This window comes from Pseudoalteromonas sp. NZS11, assembly GCF_015864765.1.
Lineage (GTDB): Bacteria > Pseudomonadota > Gammaproteobacteria > Enterobacterales > Alteromonadaceae > Pseudoalteromonas > Pseudoalteromonas arctica.
The window spans coordinates 607,340-630,491 of record NZ_JADYWP010000001.1 but is presented as its reverse complement, the minus strand read 5'-3'; the positions used below and the strand labels follow the sequence as shown (position 1 = coordinate 630,491).

The following is a 23,152-nucleotide window of genomic DNA, read 5'->3' as shown; positions in this document are numbered from 1 at the left end:
TTTATCCTTGACTACCGAGAGCTTTATTCAGACCTTTGAATCTGCCGCTTAAAAATTGCAAGCTGGCCTGATACTCCATAGCATTCTGTGTATACAAGTTTCGTTCCACTTGTATATCAACCGAGTTACCATCGCCTGTATCTGATTGATTTGGCAAACGAAATGATTCAGAGCTGCCCATACTATGAGTACCTCCACCAATGTGTTTATCATTAGTTCTTACCATAGTATTGCCGCTTTGCTGAGTTGACCTTGCCGCTTTTAAAGCTGAGGCAAAGTCTATATCTTTTGCTTTATAGCCAGGCGTATCAGCGTTAGCTATATTAGTTGCAATTAATTCTGCTCGCTGTGAACGTATCAACATGGCTTGCGGATGCACACCTAATGCTTTATCAAAACTGATAGCCATAACCTTCTCCAAAAAATTGACTTACCCATGAATAAAGCAAAAAATAAGCCATTAATATTAGGAAGTGTTATATTTTTATAAGGTTATGTATCTAAATAGAAAAACGACGCTGAGGGCGTCGTTTTAGGGAAATGAATTAACTTAGTTATTTCTTTTGGTAAATGATACCGGGGTTGCATCTAACCATATCATATTCAGTACTTAGGCCTGTTAGGGACTCTGACGCGCCTAAAAACAAATACCCTTTTGGGTTTAATGCTTGTGCAAACTGATTAATAATTTTAGCTTTTATTTCAGGCGCAAAGTAAATAAGTACATTACGGCAAAAAATAATATCAAACTTGCCCATTAACGCGTAAGAATCAAGCAGGTTTAGGTGCCTAAAACTAACTTGTTTTTTTATTGTATCGTTTACTTGTGCCATACCATTGCCGCTGTCTTTAAAAAACTTTTTACGACGCTCTGCAGATAACCCTCTGGCAAGTGCAAGCGCGTCATATTCTGCATTTTTACACATATCAAGCATGGTATTAGATATATCGGTACCAATAATTTGTGCCCCCATACGAAGCACACCTGGTTGCTTGGCGTTAAATTCAGCTACTGACATAGCTATTGAATAGGGTTCTTGTCCTGACGAGCTGGCAGCAGACCAAATTTTTAAAGGCCTCCTTAAGTCTTTAAACTCAGGAAAAAGCTTATTTTGGAGCAACTCAAATGGGTATTGATCTCTAAACCACAACGTTTCGTTTGTGGTCATTGCATCAACTACAGCGGCTCTTAATTGCCGCTCGTGAGGCCCAAGTGTTTTACTAACCAACTCTGACAAAGATCCCACATTAAATCGAGTCATTAACGGAGCAAGTCGGCTTTTAACTAAATACTGTTTATTTTCACCTAAAACAATGCCGCATTGCTGCTCTAAAAATGAACGAAACTGGTCGTATTCACTTTGCTGCAAATCTTTATTATTCAAGTTAGTAGCACCTATTTTTGTTAATCACAATGAACCCACTTTTTAACCGCTGTTGCTAATTCGTCTGGGTTAAATTTAGCAATAAAGTCATCAGCCCCTACTTTTTCAATCATCGCTTGGTTAAAAACACCACTCAGAGAGGTATGCAAAATAACATGCAAAGGTGCAAGTTTGGGATCTGCTTTTATTTCAGCTGTTAAGGTATAGCCGTCCATTTCTGGCATTTCAACGTCTGAGATGAGTAATGCTACCCGCTCAGTAATATCGTTTTTACAATCAAGCTCTGCTATTTCTTTTAATCTTATAAGTGCTTCTTTACCATTTTTGGCAAGCTCTGTTTGCACGCCTAACGGCTCTAGGGCACGTTTAACTTGATTACGCGCAACAGCAGAGTCGTCTGCAATAAATACGATACGTTCGCCTAAATCTTTTTGAATATCGCCACTTTGTGCAACTTCAGCACTTACTTCTGTGTTTACTGGGCAAATTTCGTTGAGAATTTTTTCTACATCGAGAATTTCCACTAATTCATTTTCGATTTCGGTCACTGCCGTTAAATATGAATAACGTCCGGCGCCTGATGGCGGTGGCATTATTTTTTCCCAATTCATATTTACAATACGTTCAACTCCGCCCACTAAAAACCCTTGTACAGAGCGATTGTATTCAGCAATGATTATGAAGCTGTCTTTAATGTTGTCGATTGGGCGCCCACCTACAGCCATCGATAAGTCGATTACTGAAATAGTTTGACCACGAATATGTGCAACACCACGAATATACGGATTAGATTTTGGCATGCTTGTTAGTGGAGGGCATTGCAGCACTTCTCTCACTTTAAATACATTAATACCAAAACGCTGACGCCCTCTGAGCTTAAATAAAAGTAATTCTAGGCGGTTCTGCCCAACCAACTGTGTGCGTTGGTTTACTGAGTCTAAAATGCCTGCCATTCAAATCTCCTAAAGAAAACAAATAATACGGAACGATAATTGCTTTCTATTTATAAAGCTACATAACATCGCGGGTGCGTCTACTTTTTGACGCAAAATATTTATACCCTGTTTGAAACCATAAGCATAGTCGAAACATTATGAGTTTGTTAAAAAAAATCAGAAGATACAGTGTTTTTTATTTTGTTACTAGCTTGTGCTTTGCATTCCCTTTGCACGCTAAAGTGTTTAGTAAAGACTTATTACAAGACATGGCCGTCACTTACATAGGTAAGCAGATTGGTACATTACAAAATACTAATATTCAATTAAGTGCACTGCCTTTAGATAGTCGCATCCCTGATCGTGTCTGTAATACTGAGCTTGAATTATCAACATCCGATGAGCCACCATTTAACCGCCAAGTAACCTTACAAGCCAAGTGCAATGATGTGCAAACGTGGACTCAATACGTTCATGTAAGAGTTGTTGAAATGGCTCCAGTTGTTGTTGCCACTGCTAATTTAACCCGCGGTGAAGTAATAACTAAATCGCATTTAAGTATTGAAATGAAACCAACTCACTTTGTACGAATTCAGTACTTAGATGACCCTACAATGCTAATAGGCAGCAGAAGTAAACGAAATATTAGAAGTGGTATGCCAGTATTACTAAACCAAATTTGTATGGTGTGTAAAGGTGACTCTGTTAATATTTACGCTAATCTCAGAGGCCTTAGAATTAAAACCACAGGTATTGCTTTAGAAGACGGTACTTTGGGCGAACAGATACAAATAAAAAACAAAAAATCAGGTAAAGTTTTAAATGCGCGAGTAGATGGTGTAGAGTCTGTTCAAGTGAATATTTAATTTAGATTTATACTAAAGTATCCCACGTATATGCCGATAACATGGCATAAGTTGGGTAATATACGGGTTTATTATTATGGTTAATCAAGTTAATGGCAGTAATCAACAAGCTAATGCGTTAACAAATGCAAAGCAACAAGTTGATTTAAAAAAAGATAACGCAAATACACAAGCGACGCAGACTCCTTCGCCTAAAGCAGCAAGTGACTCTGTAAGCTTGACGCCGCAAGCGCAGCAATTAAAAACGCTTCAAGATAAAGCACAGCAATCGTCTGGCTTTGATAGCGATAAAGTTGCTGAGCTTAAAAAAGCAATAACCGAAGGTAAATATCAAGTGGACAGTGAAAAGCTTGCTAAAAACTTAGCTGATTTTGAGTTTAACGTGTATGGCTGATCATAATAGTTTAATTAGCGTAAAACTAAACCAACAAGTAAGTTGTTTAGATTCTTTGCATACGCTATTAAACGACGAGCTTACTGCTATTGCTTCACGACGTGGTGCTGGTTTAAAAGAAATTACCCAACAAAAAATGTCTTTTTTAACTAAGCTAAGCACTCTAGATAAAGAGCTAAGTAAGCTTATTGCCAGTAACGACTCACAAAACCCTGAAATATCTGAGCTAATAAGCCAAGTTAAAACTCAACTTGCGCAATGCCAAAAACAAAATAATGTTAATGCTCATGCTGCCCGCCAAGCGCAACTAAGTGTTAAACAATTAAAAGAGATATTAATTGGCGCACCAACGTCAATGACCTACGACCAAGCCGGTAAGTCTGTAAATACCGAGAGTAAACTGGTTCGTAATTTAAAAGCTTAAGCCCAAGATTTTACATTAAAAAAGCCTTATTGATTTATCAATAAGGCTTTTTTAATGTCCTTTATTCTTAAATTTCGTTATAAATAATATCAATTTTCTTAATAATGTAAGCCCCCTTAATAAATAATTAAGAGGGCTCTATTAATATTAAATATCCGTTTGATTATTACTACTTTCAATTAAGTGTTTAATCATTTCCTCCGATTGATTTTGTACATCAACCGCAGGTGCTGCTGCATCAATGCTTCCCCCACTTTGAGCTGGAGTATAAGCAATTGCAGAGCCTTCTTCATCAAGTAGATTATTTAAAGCAACTAACTGCTCTGTTTCAGAGTCAATTATTACATCGTTTATGCTTAGTGGTTCTGCTTCACTAACTCCTACCACCTGTTCTGGCGTGCTTGCTATTGTTCCTACATTTGCTAAATTAATGGTTTCGGTGTTTAACACTTCATCACCTTGCGTATCACCCAATGCTGACTCTTCGCTAAATGACGCTGGCATAATGTCGCCAGCACCTGAACCTGATTCAGAGGTGTAAATATTGCCGGACTGCTCTACCTCGTTACCCGTATTTTTAATCAAGTAGTTTCCGACTTCATCAACAGTAACAAAATAATATTGCTCCCCTCCACCAATGTTTAGGTTGGCTAAGTTTAAAAACCCTCCCCAATCTCCATTGCTATCTGAAGTAAAGCTGCTTGAAAGTTCTAATACATCTAAATCTAGACCGAGTAAGTCAATGCCTAATAACGAAGAGCCAATAATGTATACTTCAGTATCTGGCTCTGTTGTCCCTTCAACTGATGGGAGTACAATACCTAATATTCCTGAACTAAAATCAGTAACCTCAAAACCTATTGGCGTGGTATCAATAACCAATCCAGATATACTACCGCTTGAAGTTGTATTACCTGATGTATCAGTTGCTACGGCTGTTACTGTGTACTCCCCATCAGCTAAGTCAGTATTAGCTGTAGCACTCCATACACCCGATGCATTAACAGTTTCTATTAATACAATACTTTCAGTTGGACCATTAAAGGTAACAGTTACAGACTCACCTGGAGCGGCAGTCCCCGTAACAAGCGGTGTTTGATCTGCGGTTAGCTCTAACCCCGAGTCAATTGTAATACCTGAGTCAATTGCGCTACTTGATGATTGCGTACCAGTATTACCTGCACCATCAGCAATGCCAACATCTACAGTGTAGTTACCTTCACTAAGTACTTCTGCCGATATCACGCTCCAAGTTCCATCAGTGCCAACGGTTGTGTCAACATTGTGAGTGGCACCAGCTGAATCAGTAAACATAACTATTACAGCCGCACCTGCAAAGCTTCCAGTTACAGAACCCGTAATGGTAGGCGTTGTATCTTGCCCTACTGTAATTGGGTCTATCACTACAGTTGGTGCAGTATAATCGGTGCTTGACACCATAGTATCGCTAGCAGAGTTACCCGCTGTATCGCTTATTGATGCTGTTGCATTAAAGCTACCTTCACTCAGTGCGGTGGTAGCTGTTACTGACCATGTGCCATTGCCTGAAACTTGAGCGGTAATAGTTTGTGAATCATTATTAGCATCTGTAATAACAACACTCACATTTGTACCTGCTGGTGCATCACTTGTACCTGTAATTGTTGGTAACGGGTTATTAGTAACAGGTAACTGATTAACTTCAACTGTTGGTGGTGTTAAATCAATAATGCCACCTAGACTTGTAGAACTTGTAAGCCCTAAGTTTTCAACTGTAGCACTTACAGTAAAGGCACCTTCAGCTAATGGTGTTGTAGGTATTAGAGTCCATACACCTGCAATAGCTTGGGTGTTATATGTCGTTGCTGTACCGCTACTATCGGTAATAACTACCTGTACGTCACCTGCTAATATATCTGTGGTACCTGTAATTGTTGGCGTTGTATCGCTTGTATCTACAATTTGATTAATTAACAAACCTGGTAAGGTTGTACTAATAGTGCCCGTTTGCGTAACTGTTGCTATATTCCCAGCATCATCTGTACTTATTGCCTCAATTGTTAAGTCACCTTCAGCAAGTAAAGGAGTAACAATAAGCCATGTTCCGTCTCCTAATACCGAAGTGGTAACTACATATAATGTATCTGTAGAGTCAGTAATATTTACGGTAATTAAACTTCCTACCTCTTCATCGCTTGTCCCTTCAATAGTAGGTGTTAGCGTATTAAGTACACCAAACGCATCAATTCCTAGCGCTGGCGCTATAGTATCTATGGTTACTTGCTCAATGGCCGACTGCCCTGTATTACCTGCCGCGTCAGTTATACTTGCAGAAACAGTATATACACCATCTGATAAGCTAGTAGTTACTAAAGACCACTTGCCATCGCTACCAATTAAGGTATTAAATACCGTTTTTTCACCATTACTACCAATAACAGTTACATCAATATTTGTGCCTTCCGCTTCTGGTGATGTACCTGAAAGCTCTAATATATCTGTATTGCTAATGCTCAGTGGTAAAATTCCAACCACTGGTACTAGCGTATCAACGACGAATTCAAGCGTATCGGTAACTACATTACCTGCATCATCAGTAATACTCACATTAGCAACGTGCTGCCCTTCAGATAATGCATCAACTTCAAGTGTAAATATTCCCAAAGCATCAACTGTAGTAGTTAGTACAGTGCCGCCATCTAGTTGTATTTCAACAACACCATTAATTAAATCACTGGTACCTTGGATTATTGGCGTGGAGTCTGATGTTGTGCCAATAACCTGTAAGCCAAGTGTTGGCGATATTGTATCCACCACTGCGGTAAGTAGTTGCGTGGTAGTAATACCGACCTCACTTAACACGTCAACTGTTACGCTAAATGTACCTTCAGCTAATGATTGAGGAACCTGTACAGCCCACGTATTATCGGCTTGAACTATAGCCGTAAGCTCTTGTACTACATTTTCGCTATCTACCACTTTAACTAGCACTTCAGTGCCTGGTGCTTGGTCGGTCGTACCACTAATTATTGGTAAATCGCCCTCACCAGTAGCAAAGTCAACTACCGCATTTAGTACTGGGGTTGAAGCATCTACATCAGCAGTCGTAATAGCGGTGGTGTTACCCGCATCATCGGTTGCAGAGGCTTCAATAACTGATAAGCCAATAACATTAACGGCTAGGCCTAATAGCTCCCAATCACCATTTGCATCTGTGGTTACATCGTATGTTAAATCGAGTAAATCACCTGCAAGCTCTAGAGTAACCGTAACGGTTTTACCTTCGCCCAAATCAGATGTACCAGATAAAGAAACCAACTGACCTAATAGGAACGAAGGCACAATTGTTAGCTCTGGTCCCACGGTATCAACCTCACCACCGGTTTTATTGTCGACCGAAGTATTGCCCGCAGCATCGCTAATAGTTGCACTAGCACTGTAAACACCGTCAGCTAAAATATTATTAGCAGCCGCTTGCCAGTCTCCATTGCCATCGGTTTGAACGGTCATTTGATGAGAAACTCCAGCTGAATCCGTAAACGTAACAATAACGTTTGTATTTGCTTCGTTAGACGTACCTGTAATCAATGGAGTGCTATCTTGAGTTAGTATTAATGAACTTTGATTAATACTAATTTCGGGAGCAATGGTATCTATAGTTGCTGTATTTGTTGCGTCCCCGGTATTACCAGCGCTGTCAGTAACAAATGCTTCAACTGAATAATCTCCTTGTGAAAGAGAGCTACTTGCCTCTACAGACCATATACCTCCAGTTTGAACCGTTGTATTTACAGTGTGCTCATTACCTTGTGCATCAGTGAATACCACTGCAACAGCATCACCCACATTGGCACCTGTCACACTTCCTGAAATACCTGGGGTTAAGTCTGTACCTCCAACAATATCGTTAATGGTCACAACTGGCGCTGTTATGTCAACTTCCCCTGTAATACTTGTGTTTACAGGATTACCGGCAGTATCTGTTGTTGAAGCTAAAACCGTGTAAGTGCCCTCGCTCAACTCTGTACTTGCAGCGACTGACCATGTGCCATTTGCACCAACCGTAGCATTAACCGTTTGCTCTGCACCTAAGCTATCTGTAATTAAAATAGCGACTATGGCGCCTTGTGGAGCTGTAGTTGTGCCTGAAATTGTAGGCGTAGTGTCATTAGACGTTACCGGCGGTGTAATATTAAGTGCTGGTGGAGTTAAATCGATCACGCCCTCGCCCGCTGCATTACTCGTTAAGCCACCTTCAGTCACACTTGCCGAAACAGTAAACTCACCTTCAGGAAGAATATCGGTCGCATCAACACTCCAAATACCGCCTACTACCGTCGTAGTTACAGTATGTGAAATGTTATTAACGTCAGTTATAACGACCGTAATTTCTGTGTTATCTGCCGCACTACTTGTGCCCAATATTGCTGGTGTTTGATCGTTCGTATCAACAATTGTATTAATATTGATTGTAGGCGCATTGGTATTTAACGTTGCGGTACTATTTGCAACTGATTCATTCCCTGCGGTATCAGTAACACTTGCAGAAACTGTAACTTCACCATCAGTCAGTGCGTCTGTTATATTTACACTCCAATCACCTCCTGCACCAACAACAGTTGTGTAAGTCTCGGTACTATCTCCATCGGTCACAGTTACTGTAATACTCGTGTTTTCAGGTTCATTGGATGTGCCTGAAATAGTTGGCGTGCTGTCATTAATTGTACCTAATGCGTTTATAGAAATACTTGGTGCTTGAGTATCAATAAAGCTCGAGCCTGTATCCAAACCTTGATTGCCAGCATCATCGGTAATACTTACCTCTACATCATAATTGCCATCTGGCAAGCTTGGCGCCGTAACTTGCCAATCGCCGTTAGCATCAACTATTGCGGTTAAAATGTGTGTGTCATTATTGCTGTCTGTAATGACTATATCGACCACCGTATTCTGTGGTTCAGTTGAAGTACCACTTACAATTGGTGTATTAGTGTTAAATACAGTTATATCATTAAGTACAATAACAGGTACTTGGGTATCAATTGTTAAATCAATAGTCGTGCTGCTGATATTATTAGCGTCATCGGTAATGCTTACTTGCGCCGTATAATCACCATCAACAAGTGCTACGGGGACATCTACTTGCCAATTGCCATCAGTACCCACAGTTGCTGTTAGTGTTTGACCACCAATAATAATGCTTACATCTGCACCTATCTCATTACTCGTACCTGAAATTGTAGGTGTTGTATCTATTGTCGCGTTAACTTCGTTCACAATTAATGTAGGATCAACACTGTCTATTTCACCTTGAGCCTGCTGCGTTGTTAAGTTACCAACACTGTCTCTAACCTCTGCAACAACGGTATATTGACCTTGCGCTAGCTCTGCAGGTACAGCAACAGACCAGTCGCCACCGGCTTGAACTGTCGCAGTAAACGCTTGGCTTTCTCCTTCACTATCAGTCACGGTTATATTAATTACAGTGCCTTGCCCCATATCGGTGGTGCCGCTAATTACTGGCGTACTGTCATTAGATAAAGCATCGACACTAACTGTTAGGTCTGGCGCTACGTTATCAAAATCAAGTGTATTGATTGTTCTGACATTACCAGCTGCATCCGTTGCACTGGCAGTCACATAGGCAAGGTTTAGTAAAGGTACTGTTATGTTTGCAAGCCCCCACGTGCCATCAGGATTTGTCGTGGCTGTATAAGTTGCGCCAACTAACCCACCAACTAGGTACTCTGTGATAGTGATCACAGAACCCCCTGGTAGATCAGAATCCCCCGAAAGAGAAACTAAATTACCTAATAAAAACGATGGAATAATTTCAAGATCCGGAGCGGTTATATCGACTTCGCCAGTGTCTGTACCCGTGCCTGTATTGCCTGCAGCATCGGTGATGCTGGCGCTGACGCTGTAGTTCCCTTCGGCTAAATCAGTCGTTGGTGTCGCGCTCCAGTTACCGTTGATATCCGTTTGTACATCAATGGTCTGAACTGAATTGGCAGCGTCGGTAAACGTAACGGTGATGGTACTGTTAGGTGCATCACTGCTACCCGTTACTGTTGGTGTGCTGTCGTTTGTTAATACTGGCGCATCCACACTCACACTTGGTGCAGTGGTATCAATGGTGCCATTGCCTGTAATATCGGTGCTGTTACCTGCCACATCGCTGATGTTGGCGGTGATCGTGTACGGCCCTTCAGCCAGTGCAGTCGGTACTTCGATTGAGAAGTTCCCATCAGCATCCACAGTGGTGGTGAACGTTTGTGAGCTACCTAAATCATCCACTACGGTAAAGTTAATAACCGTGCCTTCAACCGCATCGCTTGTTCCGCTGAGTGTCGGGGTGATGTCGTTACTTGAGCCTGGGCTGGTAAGTACAAGCGTCGGTGCAATGGTATCTATTTCACCAGTGCCTGTGGCAGTAGCTTCATTGCCTGCGGCATCGCTCACACTGGCGCTCACTGTAAAGGTGCCTTCAGAAAGTACTTGCGTGGCTGCTACGCTCCATGTGCCATTAACCCCTAATGTGGTCGTTACGGTATGAGTAATGTTATTACTGTCTGTAATTTCAACGCTCACGGTGCTGCCTTGTGGCGCATTCGCTGTGCCGGTGATCGTGGGCGTGGTGTCATCAGTCACGGTTACATCATTTACGGCAATATTAGGAATGGTCGTATCAACAATGCCACTTCCTGTTGCGGTACTTGTATTGCCGCTTCCATCAGTAACACTCGCTTCAACTTCATAACTGCCTTCAGCTAAGTCAACAGGGGCTTCAACACTCCAGATACCGTCTGTAACGGTTGTTTGTACCGTGTTTGTTATGTCATTACTGTCCGTGAAACTGACGGTGATAATAGTGCCATTTGCTGCACTGCTGGTACCGCTCACATTCGGCGTTGTATCATTTGTATCCATTAATGCATCAATATTAATACTCGGTGCATTGGTATCCAATGTTGCGCCTTCACTTAACGTGGTGGTGTTGCCTGCACTGTCACTGACGCTTGCTTCGATAGTGAGTGGACCATCAGTTAGCGCGTTCGGTACATCCGCTGACCAACTGCCATCGGCTTGCACTGTCGCGATGAACGTTTCTGTATTATCTGCATCCGTGACGTTAATCGTTATAACCGTGCCTGCTGGCGCGTTCGATGTCCCACTAATTGTTGGCGTGCTGTTATTAATTGCACCCACTGTATCCAGTGTTAATGTCGGTGCTAGAGTATCAAGGGTGCCTGATTGTGTGGCGCCGCCGGTATTGCCTGCATCATCGGTGATACTGGCTTGCATTGTGTAACTTCCATCTGGTAATTCAGGGCTGGTTGCTTGCCAATCACCATTTGCATCCACGGTGGCGGTGATTGGGTGTTCATCACCGTTATTGTCGGTAATAACAATGTTTATAACCGTGCCTGCAGGCTCTGTTGAGGTACCGCTGATCACTGGCGTGCTGTCGTTACCCAAGCCCAGTACATCAACGGTGACAACTGGCGTAATAGTATCCACATTACCACTGCTGTTTGCGGTGCTCTCGTTGCCTGCCCCATCGGTAATGCTGGCAACAACGCTAAACTCACCTTGTGCAAGGGCTGTCGATACTTCGATTGCCCAGTGACCATCGCTGCCTACAACAGTGCTAAGGGTTTGATTGATGCCTTCGCTGTCGGTGATGGTGAGTGTTACCGTGCCACCAATTTCATTACTGGTGCCCTGAAGCTCAGGTGTTAAATCGCTGACATCGCCTACGTTTTGAATGGTGAGCGTTGGCGCTTGCGTGTCGATAGTCGTGGTGTCACTCACAGTGGTTTCATTGCCAACACTGTCGCGTACACTTACTTCAATGGTGCTTTGACCTTCACTTAATGGTGTCGCTGGTGTGGCGCTCCAATCACCGTTTGCATCCACAAGGGCGGTGATAGTTTGTGGGTTGCCGTTGCTGTCGGTAACCACAATCGTCACTTGTGCACCCTCACCTGCATCGCTTGTGCCGCTTATGATTGGCGTGTTGCTGTCGCTTTGTGCTGCAACATCAACAGTGAGTGTCGGTGGCGTATTATCAAAGTCGTCTGAGCTAATTGTACGGGTATTACCTGCTGCATCGGTCGCTGTTGCGATCACTGAGCCAACATCAAGTAACGATACATCTAATCCGACTAATGACCAGTTGCCATCCGCATCGGTTGTAGTGGTATATGTTGCACCAATACCACCGCCTACCAGCTGCTCGGTAATTGTAATTTCACTACCTGCTGGCAAGTCAGACGTACCACTTAAGGTAACCAATAAACCAAGTTCAAACGTTGGCGTAAAGGCAAGAGTTGGCGGAGTTACATCCACTTCGCCGCTGTCAGTGCCTGTACCTGTGTTGCCTGCAGCATCGGTGATGCTGGCGCTGACATTGTAATTACCTTCAGCTAATGTACCTGTTGGTGTCGCACTCCAGTTACCATCAGCATCGGTTTGTACATCAATGCTTTGAGTGGCATTTGCTGCATCTGTAAACGTAACTGTGATAGTGCTATTAGGTGCATCACTGGTGCCTGTCACTGTGGGCGTGCTGTCGTTTGTTAATATTGGCGCATCCACGGTAATGCTTGGCGCGGATGTGTCTATTGTGCCGTTGCCGGTAATATCGGTGCTGTTACCTGCTACATCGCTGATGTTGGCAGTAATCGTATACGGTCCTTCTGCCAGTGCAGTGATTACTTCAACTGAGAAGTTGCCATCAGCATCCACCGTGGTGGTGAACGTTTGTGAGCTACCTAAATCATCCACTACGGTGAAGTTAATAACCGTGCCTTCAACCGCATCGCTTGTGCCGCTAAATATCGGCGTTACATCATCACTTGAACCTGGACTGGTAAGCACAAGTGTCGGTGCAGTGGTGTCTACTTCACCAGCGCCTGTGGCGGTGGTGTCGTTGCCTGCGGCATCTTCAACACTCGCACTAATGGTGTATGCACCTTCTGCAAGTGCTATCGGTACAGGAATTGACCACGTACCATTAGCAAGTACGGTGGCGCTTATTGTTTGCGGTGTGCCACTGCTGTCAGTGACAACAATCGTTACTTCACTTCCCTGCGGTGCATCGCTGGTACCTGCAATCGTTGGGGTGGTGTCGTTGCCTACGCCGTTGTCGGTAATAACAAGGCTCGGACCAGTAAGGTCGATCTGACCAGTCTCTGTTGCACTCCCTATATTGCCCAGCCCATCATTCACGGTAGCTGTTACGGTGTATTCGCCTTCGGCTAGTACGCTTGGTGCATCGACGCTCCATACGCCGCCCGTTACGGTCGTATCAACAGTCGTAATATTCCCTGCACTGTCTTCAAACGTTAAGCTAATGGTTGTGCCATCAGCTGCATCACTTGTCCCGCGAATTTCTGGCGTGGTGTCATTGGTGTCAACCAGTGTATTAATACTGATACTTGGCGCCGTGGTGTTGAGTGTTGCGTTTTCACTTAATGTAGTGGTGTTGCCTGCACTGTCGCTTACGCTTGCTTCGATAGTGAGTGGACCATCAGTTAGCGCGTTCGGTACATCCGCTGACCAACTGCCATCGGCTTGTACTGTCGCGGTGAACGTTTCTGTATTATCTGCATCCGTGACGTTAATCGTTATAACCGTGCCTGCTGGCGCGTTTGATGTCCCGCTAATTGTTGGCGTGCTGTTATTAGTGGCGCCTACTGTGTCTAACGTCAGTGTCGGCGCTAAAGTATCTAAGCTGCCTGTTTGTGTGGCGCCGCCGGTGTTGCCTGCATCATCGGTGATACTGGCTTGTACGTTGTAGCTTCCATCTGGTAATTCAAGGCTGGTTGCTTGCCAATCGCCGTTTGCATCCACAGTAGCGGTGATTGGGTGTTCATCACCGTTACTGTCGGTAATAACAATGTTTATAACCGTGCCTGCAGGCTCTGTTGAGGTACCACTAATCACTGGGGTGCTGTCATTGCCAAGGCCCAGTGCATCCACGCTCACAACCGGGGTGATGGTATCCACGTTGCCACTGCTGCTCGCGGTGCTCTCGTTGCCTGCAGCATCAGTAATGCTGGCAACAACGCTAAAGTCACCTTGTGCAAGGGCACCTGGAATTTCAATATTCCAGTGACCATCGCTGCCAACTAGGGTCTCAAGGGTTTGCACAGCACCTTCGCTGTCGGTGATGGTGAGTGTTACGGTGCCACCAATTTCATTACTGGTGCCCTGAAGCTCTGGTGTTAAGTCGCTGACATCGCCTACGTTTTGAATGGTGAGTATTGGCGCTTGCGTGTCGATAGTGGTGATGTCACTCACTGTAGTTTCGTTGCCAACACTGTCGCGTACACTTACTTCAATGGTGCTTTCACCTTCACTTAATGGTGTCGCTGGTGTGGCGTTCCAATCACCGTTTGCATCCACAAGGGCGGTGATAGTTTGCGGGTTGCCTGCGCTATCAGTAACCACGATAGTCACTTGTGCACCCTCACCTGCATCGCTTGTGCCGCTTATGATTGGCGTGTTGCTGTCGCTTTGTGCTGCAACATCAACAGTAAGTGTCGGCGGTATATTATCGAAGTCATCTGAGCTAATTGTACGGGTATTACCTGCGGCATCGGTCGCTGTTGCGATCACGGAGCCTAAGTTCAGTAATGAGATATCAATACCAGCCAGTGACCAGTTACCATTGGCGTCAGTGGTTGTGGTGTAACTTACGCCCACACCGCCGCCAACAAGTTGCTCAGTAATGGTAATTTCACTGCCAGCCGGTAAATCAGAGGTGCCGTTTAATAACACTAATGAACCCAATAAGAAGGTAGGTGTAAACGCTAAATCTGGCGGTGTTATATCTACTTCGCCTGTATCTGTACCTGTACCTGTGTTGCCTGCGGCATCGGTGATGCTGGCGCTGACGCTGTAGTTCCCTTCAGCTAATGTACCTGTTGGTGTCGCACTCCAGTTACCGTTAGTATCTGTTTGTACATCAATGCTTTGAGTGGCATTTGCTGCATCTGTAAACGTAACCGTGATGGTGCTGTTAGGTGCATCACTGGTGCCTGTCACTGTTGGCGTGCTGTCGTTTGTTAATACTGGCGCATCAACGGTAATGCTTGGCGCGGACGTGTCTATTGTGCCGTTGCCGGTAATATCGGTGCTGTTACCTGCTACATCGCTGATGTTAGCGGTGATCGTGTACGGCCCTTCTGCCAAGGCAGTCGGTACTTCTATAGAGAAGTTGCCATCGGCATCCACAGTGGTCGTAAAGATTTGTGTATTGCCTTGATCGTCCACAACCGTGAAGTTAATAACGGTGCCTTCAACGGCATCGCTTGTGCCGCTGAGTGTCGGGGTGATGTCGCTACTTGAGCCTGAGCTGGTAAGTACAAGTGTCGGTGCGGTGGTATCTATTTCACCAGTGCCTGTGGCGGTGGCTTCGTTGCCTGCCGTATCGCTCACGCTTGCGCTTACGGTGAAGTTACCTTCTGCAAGTGCTATCGGTACAGGAATTGACCATGTGCCATTGGCAAGTACAGTGGCGCTTATTGTTTGCGGTGTGCCACTGCTGTCAGTGACAACAATGGTTACTTCACTTCCCTGCACGGCATCGCTGGTACCTGCAATCGTTGGGGTGGTGTCGTTACCTACACCGTTGTCGGTGATAACAAGGCTTGGTGCGGTTAAGTCAATCTCGCCTGTTTCTGTGGCGCTGCCAATATTGCCCAGTCCATCATCCACGGTCGCTGTTACTGTGTATTCGCCTTCGGCTAGCACGCTTGGTGCATCGACGCTCCATACACCACCCGTTACGGTCGTATCAACAGTCGTAATATTTCCTGCACTATCTTCAAACGTTAAACTAATGGTGGTGCCATCTGCCGCATCGCTTGTACCATTAATGGTTGGGGTGGTGTCGTTGGTATCAACCAATGCATTAATACTAATGCTTGGGGCCGTGGTGTTGAGTGTTGCGGTTTCACTTAATGTAGTGGTATTACCGGCGTTATCACTAACGCTAGCTTCAATGGTGAGCTCACCATCGCTCAGTGCATTCGGTACATCCGCTGACCAGCTACCATCAGCTTGCACTGTCGCGGTGAACGCTTCGGTTGTTGTGCCATCGCTCACGCTGATACTAATAACAGTCCCTGCTGGCGCGTTCGATGTCCCGCTAATTGTTGGCGTGCTGTCGTTGGTGGCGCCGACGGTGTCTAACGTCAATGTTGGCGCTAAGGTATCAAGGGTGCCAGTTTGTGTGGCGCCGCCGGTGTTGCCTGCATCATCGGTGATACTGGCTTGTACGGTGTAGCTTCCATCTGGTAACTCAGGGCTGGTTGCTTGCCAATCACCGTTTGCATCCACGGTGGCAGTGATTGGGTGTTCATCACCGTTACTGTCGGTAATAACAATGTTTATAACCGTGCCTTCAGGCTCTGTTGAGGTACCACTAATCACTGGTGTGCTGTCGTTACCTAAACCTAGTGCGTCAACGGTGACGATTGGCGTAATAGTATCCACATTACCACTGCTGTTCGCTGTACTCTCGTTACCTGCCGCATCAGTAATGATGGCAACAACGCTAAAGTCGCCTTGTGCAAGGGCACCTGGAATTTCAATATTCCAGTGACCATCGCTGCCTACAACAGTGCTAAGGGTTTGATTGATGCCTTCGCTGTCGGTGATGGTGAGTGTTACGGTGCCACCAATTTCATTACTGGTGCCCTGAAGCTCTGGTGTTAAGTCGCTGACATCGCCCACGTTTTGAATGGTGAGCGTTGGCGCTTGCGTGTCTAACGTAATTGTATCTGTAACTATTGTCGTATTTCCTGCTTCGTCAGATACACTCACTTCTATGGTGTTATCACCTTCATTTAAATCTGTTTGTGGAGTTACTTCCCAGTTACCATTTGCATCTACTGTGGTGCTTAGTGTTTGTTCAACTCCATTTTCATCTGTAATAACAACCGTGATACTGGTACCAACGTCTGCATCACTAGTGCCTGAAATAGTAGGTGTTGAGTCGTTAGTTACAGTATCAAAGTTAACGGTTAAGCTAGGCCCTGATGTATCTATATTGCCTGTAGCCGTATCTGAAGCACTATTTCCAGCAGCATCAGATACTTCAGCTTCTACAGAATAATCGCCCGAGGCCAGCTCTTGAGAAAGCTCAACACTCCAATTACCATCGGCATCCGTTGTAGTCCTAAATGTACGAACAACTCCTTGAGAATCAGTAACCGTTAAATTTATAACTGTGCCTGAAGCTACGTCTGTTGTGCTACCTGAAATAATTGGAGTAGTGTCATTACTAGTTTCTAGTTCATTAACTTGTATTGTTGGAGGCGTAATATCAATTACAGCATCAAGCTCTGCATTTGCGCTTCCACCACCTATGTCTGTTACTGTCGCACTAATTAAAATGGTGCCCTCAGCTAAATTTGCTGGCGGAGTAACACTCCAAAGACCGTTTTCATCAACAACTGTGGTTAAAGTAATTATTGCACCCGCTGAGTCAGTGATCTGAACTTCAACTTGAGAGCCAGCTTGTGCATTAAAAGTATCACCATTTATTTGAGGTGTTTGATCGTTAGTTTCGCCAATAATATCAATGGTAATGGTCAATGCGCTTGTATCAATTGTGCCTGAAGCACTTGCTGTGCCTTCATTACCAGCGCTATCACTAATACTTGCATCTACAGAGTAGCTTCCTTCAGCTAAAGCCGCGGACACTTCTACAGTCCAACTTCCATCTGCAATTACTTCTGCTGTAATTATTTGTACTATACCGTTAGCATCGGTCACTGTTAAAGTTACGGTTGAACCAGCTGGCTCATCGCTAACCGTGCCTGAAATGGTCGGTGTTGTATCACTCGTATCGCCTAGTGCATTAATAGTAACTATTGGCGCTGTGGTATCAACTTCTCCCGTTGTTGTTGCTGTGGTTTCATTACCTGCGGTATCGGTAACCGATACCTCAACGGTAAATTCACCCTCACTTAATTCGTTCGGCACATCTACACTGAAGGTACCATCGGCTTGTACTTCAGTGGTGATTATTTGTGGGTTACCAGCGTCATCAGTAACTGTAATAGTAACAACCGTGCCCTCTGGCTCCCCCGTTGCGGTGCCTGAAATAGTTGGGGTGGTATCGTTAGTATCACCTACTGGATCAATAGTAACTGTTGGCGCGGTAGTATCGACTTCTCCCGTTGTTGTTGCTGTGGTTTCATTACCCGCAGTATCTGTAACCGATACTTCAACAGTAAATTCGCCTTCACTTAATTCGTTTGGTACATCCACACTAAAGGTGCCATCGGCTTGTACTTCAGTAGTAATTATTTGTGGATTACCTGCTTCATCAGTCACGGTAATAGTAACAACCGTGCCTTCTGGCTCACCCGTCGCAGTCCCTGAAATAGTTGGAGTGGTGTCGTTAGTATCACCTACTGGGTCAATAATAACTGTTGGCGCGGCAGTATCAACTTCGCCAGTCGTAGTTGCTGTGGTTTCATTGCCCGCAGTATCTGTAACCGATACCTCAACAGTAAACTCACCTTCACTTAATTCGTTTGGTACATCAACACTGAAGGTGCCATCGGCTTGTACTTCAGTGGTAATGATTTGTGGATTACCAGCGTCATCAGTTACTGTAATAGTAACAATCGTGCCTTCTGGCTCCCCCGTTGCGGTGCCTGAAATAGTTGGGGTGGTGTCGTTACTATCAGCCAGTGCATCTATCGTGATCACCGGTGCTAAAGTATCAACCTCGCCAGTCGTAGTTGCTGTGGTTTCATTGCCCGCAGTATCTGTAACCGATACCTCAACAGTAAATTCACCTTCACTTAGTTCATTTGGTACGTCCACACTAAAGGTGCCATCGGCTTGTACTTCAGTAGTAATTATTTGTGGATTACCAGCGTCATCAGTTACCGTAATAGTAACAACTGTGCCCTCTGGCTCACCTGTTGCTGTGCCAGAAATTGTCGGTGTGGTGTCGTTGCTATCTGCCAGTGCATCAATCGTAATAACAGGAGCTGAGGTATCAATAGTACCCGTTGTTACTTCTGTACTTTCGTTACCAGCAGTATCAGTGATTGATACGTCTACGCTGTATTCGCCTTCGCTTAATTCATCTGGTACATCAACAGTGAAAGTGCCGTCAGCGAGTACTTCTGTAGTGATGGTTTGTGGGTTACCAGCTTCATCAGTTACTGTAATAGTAACAACCGTGCCTTCTGGCTCACCCGTCGCAGTGCCTGAAATAGTTGGTGTTGTATCATTGCTATCAGCGAGTGCATCAATCGTAATAGTTGGTGCGGTATTATCGATAGTTCCTTGTGCTAAAGTTTCACTTTGGTTACCTGCTTCATCGCTAACGATGGCATTAACGCTAAAGTCACCTTCAACTAACTCATTAATAGCATCAGCTGTCCAAGTACCATCAGCTAGCGTTTGTGTTGTAATTGTTTGTGTATTACCACCAGCGTCCGTCAATGTTAACGTAACCGTTGTTCCAGCTGGCACATTTTGTACGGAACCTGAAATTGTTGGAGTAGTATCGGCGCTATCTGGGATTGTATTAATTGCTATAATTGGAGCTGATAAATCAATTGTTCCAGTACCGGTATCGCTTGCTTCATTACCTGCAGCGTCTGTTACTGTTGCCGTAATTGTAAAGTCGCCTTCAGTAACAGCTTGAGTTGCACCTACTTGCCAAGTTCCATCTTCTGACACAACCGCCGTCAATGTTTGTGACTCACCATTTGCATCAGTAACTAAAACACTAACAAGGCTACCCGGTGCTACATCACTCGTTGTTCCACTAAATATAGGTGTTGTGTCGTTTGAATCAGCAAAGTCATTTATTGCAACTAAAGGAGGGGTGGTATCAACTGAGCCTAATTGTGAATCTTGAGCTGCGTTACCCGCATTATCAGATACATTAGCAGTTACGGTAAAATCTCCCTCGCTTAAAGCAGTTGGAATCTCAATACTCCAAGTACCATCAGCACTTATAGTAGTGACTAACTGTTGCTCAGCCCCTAGACTATCGGTAACAATTAAAGTTACTTCACTGCCCGATGCTAATCCTTGGGTAGAGCCGGTAAGAACAGGTGTTGTATCGTTTGTATCAGCAATATTGTTGATAGTGACACTTGGTGCAGTTAAATCAACCGTACCTGTAACAGTTGCCGTACTGCTATTGCCTGCCGTGTCGCTAACACTTGCTGTTACTGTGAAATCACCTTCACTGAGATCTGCAATAATATCCGCTGTATATGTACCATCTGTATTTGTAATTGTTGTAAGTGTTTGTTCATTACCTTCACTGTCAGTTATTACTAATGTAACTTCGGTCCCTGCAGGTACATCAATTACATTACCGCTTACAGATGGGGTTACATCATTCGTATCCTCAATAGGATTAATCGTGATTGCAGGATCGGTTAAATCAATCTCTCCAGTTTCGCTTGCAGAAGCTGTATTACCTGCAGCATCAGTCACTGTTGCAACCACACTAAACTGGCCTTCAACTAATTCATTACTTGCCTCAACTGACCAACTTCCATCAGCACCAGTAACTACTTGCACGGTTTCTGCTACGCCATCGCTTCCTGTAAATGTAACGGTTACTAACGCACCAGGTTCTACGTCTTGTGTAGAGCCGCTAATTGTTGGTGTTGTATCGTTAGTATCAATAATAAAATTAATGCTTATAGTTAAATCAACATTACCTACTGCACTTGCTTGCGCCTCATTGCCCGAGTCATCTATAACCGCTGCAACTACAGTAAAGTCGCCCTCAGGCAGAGGAGTTGTTACTTGTGCAGTCCACGAACCATCTGCTTGCGTCACTGCAAGTAATGTAAATGTACTCCCATCGCTTGCCGTAATAGTTAAAGTAATGGTTGTACCTGCAGGCACATTACCGGTGTTACCACTTAAAAATGGAGTGGTATCGTTAGTATTAGCAATTGCATCGATTTGAATTGAAATAGGAGCAAACGTTATTTCGCCGTTTGTTTGCGCAGTAGCCTCATTACCTGCTACATCGGTTACTGACGCAGTTGCTGTAAACTCACCACCTGGCAAGATTTCATTAGCATCAACACTCCATGTGCCATCTTCATTTAATAAAGTAGTTAAAGTTTGTACGCTACCGTTTATATCGGTTACTAATACTGTAATTACAGAGCCTGCTGGAGCGTCTTCTACCCTACCTACAAATGTTGGTGTAGTATCGTTAGTATCAGCAATTGCAGTAACGGTAATATCTGGATTTGTTAAATCAACAACACCTTGGTTATTTGCTTGGGCTTGGTTACCTGCAGCATCGCTTACACTTGCATCAACCTCAAACTGCCCTTCAGCCAATGGCGTAGTTACGTCAATAGACCAATCACCATCAGCGTTAGTTTGGGTTAATAATGTTTGAGTTTGACCATTAAAATCGGTAATAACCACACTAATAATAGAGCCAGCAGGTACATCTTGCGCGTTACCTGTAATAGTTGGCGTGGTGTCTTGAGTGTCGTTAATATTATTAATTTGTACCGTAGGCGCCGTTAAATCAATTACTCCTGAATCACTTGCTAATGCTAAGTTTCCTACACTGTCGCTTACTTGTGCATCAACAGTAAAATCACCTTCAGGTAAAGGAGTCCCAACTTCTACACTCCAGCTTCCATCGGCTTGAGTAACCGCTGTTAATGTTTGTATTTGTCCTGCACTATCTGTAACAGTAATTGTTACTTGCGTGCCTTCAGGAACCCCATTTGTTGTTCCAACAAGTGGTGGTGTTGCGTTATTTGTTTCATCAGTTACATTTACTGTGATTACCGGAGCAGTTAAATCTACATTAGCTAAAGCTTGGTCTACAGCTTGATTTCCAGCGGCATCAATCGCCACTGCGCTTACGTTAAACTCTCCTTCAGATAAAGGTGAGGTAGTAGTAATAACCCAATTTCCTAGCGCATCAACCTGAGTAACAATTGTTTGTACCGTACCTGCACTATCCGTTAACGTGACCGACACATTATCACCAGTGTTCAACCCAGATACTGTTCCTGTTACTGTCACTGTTTGCGAAGCAGAATCGGCAACAGGATCAATAGCAATAAGCGGAGGTGTTGTATCAATTTCTATAGAAATAGTGTCGTTTATAGGGTTGCCAACAGGATCTGTCGCTTCAACAACAACCGTTACAGGGCCATCTGCGATTGGAGTTGGTAGGGTTATTTCAAAGGTACCATCAGGGCCAATCACAACACTAACTACTTGAGAATTTCCATCAACATCAGTTACCGTCACATTAACCGTTTCGCCAATTAAGTTTTCACTCGTACCGGTAATTGTTGGTTGTGATGAATTAGTAACGCCCAGCTCATTAAGTGAAATAGAAGCCGAAGTTGCGTCAGGCACAATACCATCAGAGGTATCTCTTAAATTAAAAGCTTCAGTAGCGTTTTGATCAAAAGAAGAATCAAAAGTAACACTACTAGGATCAACACTTTCAGAAATTCGGGTTAACTGTACAAACGAACTACCTCCATCGGCACCAGCTGCATTACCGCCACCAGCGGCTGTTGCCTCTAAATTATCTAAAATGTCCCCATCACCCTCTAATGCATCTAAAAAATCTGTTACATCTGAATTAGCCGCCGTTGATGAGTCTTGCTCTGTACCTAAGTCTAAGCTTGCGATTGCTTCATCTAAACTTTCATCAAAAACAGTTGTTTCGCTAGAGTCTCTTGCTTCTTTCGCTAATAGGTCTGGTGTTATTTTTACCTTTTGATTTGCGGGTATAGATAAGGTTTCACCTTGCACATCTATTTGTAACGACGACTTAATAGCAGTAACAACTAAATCACCTACGGTAATAATGTCACCAACGTTTAACGCTCTTATTGATCCATCATCCAACACAACACCCGCCGAACCCTGAATATCAATAACTACAAGTTGATTTGCTTCCATTTAGGTACCCTCAAACTTTTAAAATAACAATCTAATAAGTTAAAGGTAGAACAAAAAAAGCACATAGATACTGGACTCAAGTACAGGTTTAGAAGAAAAATTCAAAAATAAAAAATCAACAAAAAAGTGGTAGAAATTTTTTTTCATGCTACCCAAAAAGATTACTTGCAAAATTAGCACTCCTTTACTAAATATTTAAAAGA

General features: G+C 43.9%; 7 protein-coding genes. 3 read left to right on the top strand and 4 right to left on the bottom strand.

Going from position 1 to position 23,152, the window contains the following annotated elements:
- Position 1: 1 nt before the first annotated feature.
- The 3 genes from flgB to I6E82_RS02725 form a co-directional block, all read right to left on the bottom strand.
- Positions 2 to 409: a flagellar basal body rod protein FlgB gene (gene flgB, locus I6E82_RS02735; RefSeq protein ID WP_010553246.1), complete on the bottom strand. Its 408-nt coding sequence runs from the start codon at positions 407 to 409 to the stop codon at positions 2 to 4.
- Positions 410 to 554: 145 nt separating this feature from the next.
- Positions 555 to 1,385: a CheR family methyltransferase gene (locus I6E82_RS02730; RefSeq protein ID WP_024599234.1), complete on the bottom strand. Its 831-nt coding sequence runs from the start codon at positions 1,383 to 1,385 to the stop codon at positions 555 to 557.
- Between the two features lie 20 nt (positions 1,386 to 1,405).
- Positions 1,406 to 2,338 carry a chemotaxis protein CheV gene (locus I6E82_RS02725; RefSeq protein ID WP_007581858.1) on the bottom strand — a complete coding sequence of 311 codons (933 nt, stop codon included), beginning with the start codon at positions 2,336 to 2,338 and terminating at the stop codon, positions 1,406 to 1,408.
- Positions 2,339 to 2,478: 140 nt separating this feature from the next.
- Between I6E82_RS02725 and flgA the strand changes: the two genes are divergently transcribed.
- From flgA to I6E82_RS02710, 3 genes are all read left to right on the top strand, one after another.
- The gene (gene flgA, locus I6E82_RS02720; RefSeq protein ID WP_197116659.1) at positions 2,479 to 3,186 is read left to right on the top strand and encodes a flagellar basal body P-ring formation chaperone FlgA; all 708 of its coding nucleotides are present in this window, start codon (positions 2,479 to 2,481) and stop codon (positions 3,184 to 3,186) included.
- A 76-nt stretch (positions 3,187 to 3,262) separates the two neighbouring features.
- Positions 3,263 to 3,580, top strand: a complete 318-nt coding sequence (gene flgM, locus I6E82_RS02715; RefSeq protein ID WP_197116657.1) for a flagellar biosynthesis anti-sigma factor FlgM — start codon at positions 3,263 to 3,265, stop codon at positions 3,578 to 3,580.
- Complete coding sequence (locus tag I6E82_RS02710) at positions 3,573 to 4,004, top strand: flagella synthesis protein FlgN (protein WP_024592769.1); 432 nt, start codon at positions 3,573 to 3,575, stop codon at positions 4,002 to 4,004. The genes flgM and I6E82_RS02710 overlap by 8 nt, the downstream gene beginning before the upstream one ends.
- Positions 4,005 to 4,151: 147 nt before the next feature.
- Here the strand turns inward: I6E82_RS02710 and I6E82_RS02705 are convergent, their stop codons facing one another.
- Positions 4,152 to 22,949: an Ig-like domain-containing protein gene (locus I6E82_RS02705; protein WP_197116655.1), complete on the bottom strand. Its 18,798-nt coding sequence runs from the start codon at positions 22,947 to 22,949 to the stop codon at positions 4,152 to 4,154.
- Between the last annotated feature and the right edge of the window lie 203 nt (positions 22,950 to 23,152).

What these genes read in the sequence shown, in the direction of transcription:
- flgB (WP_010553246.1), bottom strand. Translation starts at nt 409, where the DNA reads ATGGCTATCAGTTTTGATAAAGCATTAGGTGTGCATCCGCAAGCCATG.
- I6E82_RS02725 (WP_007581858.1), bottom strand. Translation starts at nt 2,338, where the DNA reads ATGGCAGGCATTTTAGACTCAGTAAACCAACGCACACAGTTGGTTGGG.
- flgA (WP_197116659.1), top strand. Translation starts at nt 2,479, where the DNA reads ATGAGTTTGTTAAAAAAAATCAGAAGATACAGTGTTTTTTATTTTGTT.
- flgM (WP_197116657.1), top strand. Translation starts at nt 3,263, where the DNA reads ATGGTTAATCAAGTTAATGGCAGTAATCAACAAGCTAATGCGTTAACA.
- I6E82_RS02710 (WP_024592769.1), top strand. Translation starts at nt 3,573, where the DNA reads ATGGCTGATCATAATAGTTTAATTAGCGTAAAACTAAACCAACAAGTA.
- I6E82_RS02705 (WP_197116655.1), bottom strand. Translation starts at nt 22,949, where the DNA reads ATGGAAGCAAATCAACTTGTAGTTATTGATATTCAGGGTTCGGCGGGT.